The sequence below is a fragment of the Desulfomarina sp. genome (assembly GCF_054039375.1).
On record NZ_JBPLBA010000077.1, the window covers coordinates 1 to 5,665 of the forward strand.

5 protein-coding genes are annotated in these 5,665 nt (G+C 44.1%); 2 read left to right on the forward strand and 3 right to left on the reverse strand.

The features are described from left to right. Window positions 1–606: AlbA family DNA-binding domain-containing protein (locus ACXLDX_RS04215; RefSeq protein ID WP_457575943.1), on the forward strand; the 606-nt coding region annotated here is incomplete at its 5' end. A gap of 25 nt (window positions 607–631) precedes the next feature. Here the strand turns inward: ACXLDX_RS04215 and ACXLDX_RS04220 are convergent. The 3 genes from ACXLDX_RS04220 to rfbB all read right to left on the reverse strand — a co-directional run bounded on the left by ACXLDX_RS04220 (window position 632) and on the right by rfbB (window position 2,569). Then, window positions 632–847 carry a hypothetical protein gene (locus ACXLDX_RS04220; protein ID WP_457575944.1) on the reverse strand — a complete coding sequence of 72 codons (216 nt, stop codon included), beginning with the start codon at window positions 845–847 and terminating at the stop codon, window positions 632–634. Window positions 848–947: 100 nt separating this feature from the next. Next, entirely contained in the window at window positions 948–1,496 is a 549-nt protein-coding gene (gene rfbC / locus ACXLDX_RS04225; protein ID WP_457575945.1) for a dTDP-4-dehydrorhamnose 3,5-epimerase, read from the reverse strand. Between the two features lie 2 nt (window positions 1,497–1,498). Next, entirely contained in the window at window positions 1,499–2,569 is a 1,071-nt protein-coding gene (rfbB, locus tag ACXLDX_RS04230; RefSeq protein ID WP_457575946.1) for a dTDP-glucose 4,6-dehydratase, read from the reverse strand. A 264-nt stretch (window positions 2,570–2,833) separates the two neighbouring features. On the opposite strand from rfbB, the gene ACXLDX_RS04235 reads away from it, so the two are divergent. Further along, window positions 2,834–4,420 (forward strand): peptide chain release factor 3, encoded by a 1,587-nt coding sequence (locus ACXLDX_RS04235; protein WP_457575947.1) that lies wholly within the window; start codon window positions 2,834–2,836, stop codon window positions 4,418–4,420. Window positions 4,421–5,665 lie beyond the last annotated feature (1,245 nt).

A 5,665-nucleotide genomic window follows, 5' to 3' on the forward strand; every position in this document is an offset into this window, starting at 1 on the left:
GCCAAACTGTTCCAGATTGATTTTTTCGACCTGCTGATTGCCTTTACCGGAACGGGACTGTTCTATCTGCTATTTATGAAAACCCATCTGCGAAAGAAAAAAAAGGTGGCTCCGATTGTACGACTCAACGAGGCAATCAACAGGGGTGAAGGACCGGAAACTGAATTTAAATCAACAGTCCGTCTGAATCTGAAAACAGATAAAAACGGCAAGGAAATTGAACTGGCCTGGCTTAAAACTATTGTTGCCTTTCTGAATACCAGAGGTGGGACACTGCTTATAGGGATCAGCGACAGCGGGAAAATCACAGGACTGGAGAAAGACAATTTTGCAAACAGGGACAAGTGTCTTCTCCATGTCAAAAACCTTATCAATCATCATATAGGTGCTGAATTTTCGAGATTTATACAAACCACCCTGGTAGAAATTGAGGACAGAGAAGTTCTGCTGATAGAATGCGTTCCAGCTTCAACACCCATATTCCTTCATATCGGTAAAAATGAAGAATTTTATGTGCGCTCCGGACCATCATCCACAAAACTCACCCCCTCCCAGACAGTTCGCTATGTTACCCAGGATCATACGACGGAATTCTCTGAAGCCTGACTCCGCCAGCATATTGAGGTGAAGATCAGCGTTTTCCCCACACCACGAAGCCTTTGGCCTCATAATCTTTCACACACTGTTCATTGGCCTCGTACGATCCTTCCGTTTCCCATTTGCTCACTTCACAGTTGACAAACTCCATTGTCCGGGGATTCCGGAGAATCACGATTTCCGGTTTCCCGCTGAACGAGGCACAACCACCAAGTAACAGCACCATACAAATTACACTAATTTTCCCCATCAGTCTGCTCCGGGTTCAGAAATTATTCATAACCAGGTACCAGTGAAACTCAGCCTGATAAGGCAACCATATCCCCAATCCGGCTGAATTCCCTGAATATTCAGAATTCATAAAGATCGGCATCTTTAAAAAAAGAACCGTTCGCATCTTTTTCCGACAACACAGGTGTAAAAGTAAAGGGCCAGTCAATATTCAGGTCAGGATCATTCCAGACAATGCATCGTTCATGTTCTGGCGCCCAGAAATCTGTTGTCCTGTACAGAAACTGAGCACTCTCTGAAAGGACAACAAAGGCATGACCAAACCCTTCAGGAACCCAGAACTGTTTGAAATTCTCAGCACTCAGAAATTCCCCGACCCATTTTCCGAAAGTGGGTGAATTCCTGCGCAGATCGACAGCCACATCGAAGACCTCACCCTCAACAACCCTCACCAGTTTTCCCTGGGGTTGTTGAACCTGATAATGTATACCACGTAAAACCCCATGACCGGATTTTGAATGATTGTCCTGGACAAAAGCAGATGTCAATCCCGTCTGCTCCCGCCATTTCCTCTCATTGAAACTCTCCAGGAAAAACCCCCGATCATCACTGAAAACCCGTGGTTCAATAACAAGGACTTCCGGTATATCCGTTTTGATTATTTTCATTGTTAACACATGTACATCTTTTTGTAATAGTGTTGATAAGAACCATCCACAATCTCATCAACCCACGTCTGATTGGCCAGGTACCAGTCAACAGTTTTTTCCATTCCCTCTTCGAAACCGACCTTTGGTTCCCACCCCAGCTCATCTTTTATTCTGGAAGCATCAATGGCGTATCGTCTATCATGTCCAAGCCTGTCTTTTACAAAGGTGATCAGGGATTTTCGAGGTTTCCCGGTATCAGGCAGACCGAGTTTTCTGTCGAGAATGTCGCAGATCAGAGCAACAACTTCCAGGTTCTGCTTTTCATTGTTCCCGCCGATATTATAACTTCGCCCTGCTTTTCCTTTTCTTATTACCTCGATAATGGCTTCGCAATGATCCTGCACATAAAGCCAGTCCCGCACGTTTTTTCCATCCCCGTACACAGGCAGTGATTTTCCTTTCATACTGTTATTGAACACCAGGGGAATGAGTTTTTCAGGGAACTGGTAGGGGCCGTAATTATTTGAACAGTTGGTGATTTTTACGGGCAGTCCGTAAGTATGAAAATAGGCATTGACCAGGTGGTCTGAAGACGCCTTTGAGGCCGAATAGGGGGAGCGGGGATCAAAAGGCGTCTCTTCCGTAAAATACCCTGTTTCTCCAAGAGATCCGTAAACCTCATCCGTACTCACATGAAGGAAACAGCATTCTTTCTTTTTTTCATCATCAGACCAGTTTTTCCTGGCAGCCTCCAGCAGGGTAAACGTTCCAACAATATTGGTCTGAATAAAGGACTGGGGACCCGTAATCGACCTGTCGACATGGGATTCGGCAGCAAAGTGTACGACGGTATCAATTCCCTCATCTCTGAAAATCCGTTCCACCATCCCAGAGTCACAAATATCTCCCCTGAGAAATCTATAATTCGCACCTTCTTCCAGGCCATGAAGATTCTTGAGATTTCCGGCGTAAGTTAATTTGTCGAGATTCACAACCCGCCAATCGGGAAACTGCCGATTGACCAGCCGCACAAAATTTGCGCCGATAAAACCACAACCACCGGTCACAAGGAGTGTTCGTTTTGTTTCCATCTTTTCTCTTTAACTGAATGTTTACACCCCATATCCCATATTCATTGACGACAGAGTTACAACTGGTGAAGGATTTAGGTTGCAATATTATTAAAAAAGCATATTCTTTTCAATTTTCTCATGTTCCCCTGAATCCGTGAGCGAATGCTCTGAAGGGAAGTGAACGATTTTTTAGTACATACTCAATTCTGATTTTTATGAATTTCTGATAATTGGTCCTTATAATAAAGTCACTGCATAAATTAAAGTCATATTTTGAATACCATGAGTAAACAACTCCTCAGGGAAATAGCCAGACGACGCACCTTCGGCATTATCAGCCATCCCGACGCAGGAAAAACTACACTGACGGAAAAACTGCTGCTCTTCGGTGGAGCCATCAATATGGCAGGTGCTGTCAAATCGCGAAAAGTGGAACGGCATGCCACAAGTGACTGGATGGCTATCGAGCAGGAGCGAGGTATCTCGGTTACCACCTCGGTCATGAAATTCACCTACAGGGATTATGAAGTAAATCTCCTTGATACTCCAGGCCACCAGGACTTTTCCGAAGACACATACCGGGTGCTGACTGCCGTAGATTCCGCCATTATGGTGATAGACAGTGCCAAAGGTGTGGAAAACCAGACAGAAAAACTGATGGAAGTCTGTAGAATGCGCAACACCCCCATCATTACCTTTATCAACAAACTTGATCGGGAAGGATTGACTCCGCTGGATATCATGGGAGAAATTGAGGAAAAGCTGCAGATTGAATGTACTCCCCTTTCCTGGCCCATCGGTATGGGGAAAACGTTTAAAGGTGTCTATAATATTCATCATAAAACCCTGCATCTCTTCACCCCGGGGCAGGCAACACTCAATGAAGAGGGAATTATCATTGATGATCTTTCAGACCAGAAAGTTGACGAGCTGCTTGGAGAACAGGCGGATGAACTGCGGGATGATATCGAACTTCTTGAGGGTGCGGCCAATCCGTTTGAATATGATCACTACCTCAATGCAGGCCAGACCCCGGTTTTTTTTGGCAGCGCCGTAAACAATTTCGGTGTGCGGGAAATGCTGGACTGTTTTGTTGAGATGGCCCCGCCTCCAGGCCCGCGGCTGACCGTGACCAGAGAAGTTTCACCGGAGGAGGACGCCTTCTCAGGTTTTGTTTTTAAAATTCAAGCCAACATGAACCCGGCTCACCGGGACAGAATCGCCTTCTTTCGCATCTGTTCCGGAAAATTTACCAGGGGAATGAAGGTCAGACACCACCGACTGGGAAAGGATATCACCCTGGCTAATGCCACTATTTTCATGGCCCAGGAACGGGAAAATGTCCAGGAAGCCTGGCCGGGTGATATTATCGGTCTCCATAACCATGGCACAATAAAAATCGGTGATACCTTCACTCCGAAGGAAGAATTGAAATTCACGGGAATACCTAATTTTGCCCCCGAACATTTCCGCCGTGTACTTCTGAAAAACCCACTCAAAATGAAACAGCTTCAGAAGGGACTGGTACAATTAGCCGAAGAGGGGGCGATCCAGGTTTTTCGACCTCTGATCGGCTCGGATTATATCATGGGTGCGGTTGGTGTTCTTCAGTTTGAAGTAACCATGGCCCGGCTGAAAAACGAATATGGAGTTGATGCCATCTATGAAAATGTTGATTACCAGGCGGCCAGGTGGGTTCACTGCGAAGATAAAAAAGCCTTTGCGGAATTTGAACGGAAAAACCAGTCCTCTCTTGCCCGTGACTCCGAAGGGTTTTTAACCTATCTTGCCCAGAGTGAGTGGATGCTCAATTTTTTCATGGAAAAATGGCCGGCTGTCACTTTCGATAAAACAAGAGAAAATAAATAATAAATATTTACAGTAACTACTCACAGGGGTAGCAATTATATGATTTTATTACCTCTGAACTGTAATTGCTCACAGGTGGTGCAGATTTTTGCAGGCTCTTTTGTTTGCTATAGCCTACCTATGCGGACAAAAGAGACCGTGAAAAGCTGGGGTGGTTGTGAGTAATTACTGACAAAACTCGGCCTGCCACTTGTGAGTCCGGGATGCACCTGATTTTCATGAGTAATCAGGATTCAAATTGCTGCAGAGCACCGTGGAAAATTAAAATTTTCGTTCGAGGTCAAGGAACAGGAAAATATAAAAAACGCTGCATATTAACCATATGTGAGCATTTCTCATTTCCAGGGCCGCAGGAATCGGGTGAAAAATCAATTTTTCAAAGTGGCCTGTCAGACAATCCTGTTTCCTAGTAGCTACCACAAAACCATGAAATAAGTCTAGAAATAATGTCAGGCACCGCATTATCTTCTCCCTGAGATCTTTAAATTGTCATTAATTTGTCCGGTAAATATCACCCACACTTATTGTAACTTGAATTACGATTACGAATCACAGAACTCAATGTTGTCAGATGGGATTTCAATAATTTCTTTTTTCCGGAATGAAACCATATAACACATTGGAATAATGCAAGATAAATAAAAACAAAAAACAAAACGAAAATGGCACCAGGATTGCTACAAGAAGAGAAAAAGAAACGTGCCCCCCCAAATCGGACGGAATTTACGCAGGTTGTATTTTCTGTCCGATTTTTTTTGCCATAAAGAATCTTGATTACCCATGAAACTCAGCCGATTTGTGGATGTACCTGCTTTATCAGGCTAGCCTACGGTCAAAAATCACTGGAAATCTCAATTGACAAGGAATTCAAATGAAAAAGTGTCAAGCCAGATTATTTTCAAACCAGTACAATGTGATTTTTGAAATACGCCTGATAAAACAGGCACATCCCCATGTTCACAAGTATCAGGCCGAGTTTTGTACGTAATCAGCGTTCCACCTGGGCGTTACCGGGGCAAATTTAAAAATAACTTTTGTTATTTAGAAGATAAAGAATTGACAACTTCGAAGGGCTCTGAAAAATAAGAAATGACCTTCAACGAATGCGGAACCTCACTTAATTACTCACGGATTCAGATGACCGACAAGGGCTCTGCGATACTCATAGAAGGCTTCCCTGGAAGCGATATAAGGGTCAAAGGAGAAACGCCGCAAATCTTCGTAAAGATTGGGATGAAGAGATAA